Source organism: Nocardia sp. NPDC003979 (genome assembly GCF_053605015.1).
In genome coordinates, this window is record NZ_JBSGIJ010000049.1 from 1 (window position 1) to 1,900 (window position 1,900).

Here is a 1,900-nt window from a genome sequence, read left to right on the forward strand (position 1 = left end):
GCGAGTCGGTATGAGTCGGTGCCGGTTTCGATGATATGGCCGCCGAAGGTGAGCCGGTCGACGATCGCAGCGCAGAGGCGTGGGTCGGTGAAGGTTTTGGTCCAGCCCGAGTAGCTGTCGTTGGAGGCGATCGCGACGGAATTCTTCTCCTCGCGTTCGGTCAGAACCTGGAACAGTAGTTCAGCGCCGCGGCGGTCGAGTTCCATGTAGCCGAGCTCGTCGATGCAGAGCAGATCAACACGCCCGTAGCGGGCGATCGTCTTCGACAACTGTTTCTCATCGGCGGCTTCGACGAGTTCGTTGACCAGCTTGGTGGCCAGGGTGTATTTGACCCGAAAACCTTTCATCGCGGCCTCGGTGCCCAACGCGATGAGCAGGTGGCTCTTGCCGGTGCCGGAGTCGCCGATCAGACAGAGCGGCAACCCTTTGCGGATCCAGTCGCAGGTGGCGAGGGTGTTGATCGCGGCGGCATCGATGTTGGGGTTGGCTTCGAAATCGAAGGCCCGCAACGACTTGTCCCGAGGGAACCCGGCCCCGCGGATGCGGCGCTCGCTGCGACGCCGATCTCGGTCGTCGCATTCGGCGAGCAGCAACTCGGCCAGATAGGCCCGGTAGGACATCTGCTCGCGGGTCGCGGTCTCGGTGATCTCACTGAACTGGCCCCGGACCGTCGGTAGCCGTAGCACTCGGCAGGCTTGATCGATGGCCGCCTCGGCCGCCTGCTCGGTCAATCCATGACGTCGTCCGATCGCGGTGGTGGCAGTCATCGAGTGCCTTTCTGAGCTCGTGGGAGACGGAGAAGCTGGTCGTAGTGATCGACAGTGGGCAGCGGCCGGTCATCGGGTGGCAAGTGCGCGAGCCGCCGAGCGGTCAACGAGGTGATCACCTCAGTCGACGGCGCGTCGAGGGCGACCGCTGCGGGTGCGGCCGGCGCTGTTTCCTGGATCTTGCGGGCCTCGAGGGCGACCGCGTCGGCGGTCAACGCCCCGGACTGCAGGGCTGCTGCGAGCGCGTCGACGAGCAGGTCATGGGAAAGATTGCGCTGCAGCAACAGCACTTCGATCAACGCGCGGGTGCCGTGCTGATCGCCATGAGCTTTGCGCGCGGCGGCCCACCAGGCTTCGTGGATCGGGGTGAACTTGCCTGCCGCGCGGGCCTGTTCCAGTGCCGTCGCGCCGGGCAAGGCGCCGGGTTTGCGCAGCAATCCTTCGAGGTAGTGGTCGAGTTCGAGGCGAGCCCCGCCTTTGGCGCAGAGCCGTTCGTGGCGGGCGATCTCGGCTTGGCCGTCGTAAACGACCAGCTCCGAGGCATGCAGCAGAACCCGGACAGTTCGGCCGATGAACCGGACCGGGACCGAATACTTGTTGGTGCGCACCGAGATCTGGGCGTAGCGGTCAACGCGCATGCTGAACCAGCGGCCGGTCTCGAATTCCTCGGCCGGCAACGGAAGAAGCAACGGCTTCTCGGCGGCGAACATCTCACCGATCGTGCGAGGTCTCGACCCGATCCGCCGACCGTCATCAGCGCTGTCCCAGGCATCGATCATCGCGTTGAGCTCGGCGATCGAGTCCACTTCCGGGACCGGAACCAAGTGGTTTCGACGGAACCAGCCGACTTGGCCCTCGACGCCGCCCTTCTCGTGAGCGCCGTCGATGCCAGGCTTGCAGTAGAACGGTTCCAGGCCCAGATGGGACCGGAACACCGTCCAGCGTTCGGCCTTTACGCGTGCCCGGGTGAACCCCAGCACCTGCGCGACGGCCGAGCGCAGGTTGTCGTAGCGGACTTTCCCGAACGGGACACCGCCGAGCACCCGCAGGGCATGCAGGTGACCCTCGAAGAACGCTTCCTGACCAGCCGACAGGGATGCCCGGTGGACGGCCTTGCCGGAGAACGACATCCG

2 protein-coding genes are annotated in these 1,900 nt (G+C 65.4%); both read right to left on the reverse strand.

Annotation, left to right across the window (positions count from 1 at the left end; translation table 11 throughout):
- A partial coding sequence (gene istB / locus ACWEVR_RS33965; protein WP_452470203.1) for an IS21-like element helper ATPase IstB occupies window positions 1–767 on the reverse strand: 767 nt, incomplete at its 3' end.
- A partial coding sequence (locus ACWEVR_RS33970) for a Mu transposase domain-containing protein (RefSeq protein ID WP_452470204.1) occupies window positions 764–1,900 on the reverse strand: 1,137 nt, incomplete at its 5' end. The genes istB and ACWEVR_RS33970, both read right to left, overlap by 4 nt.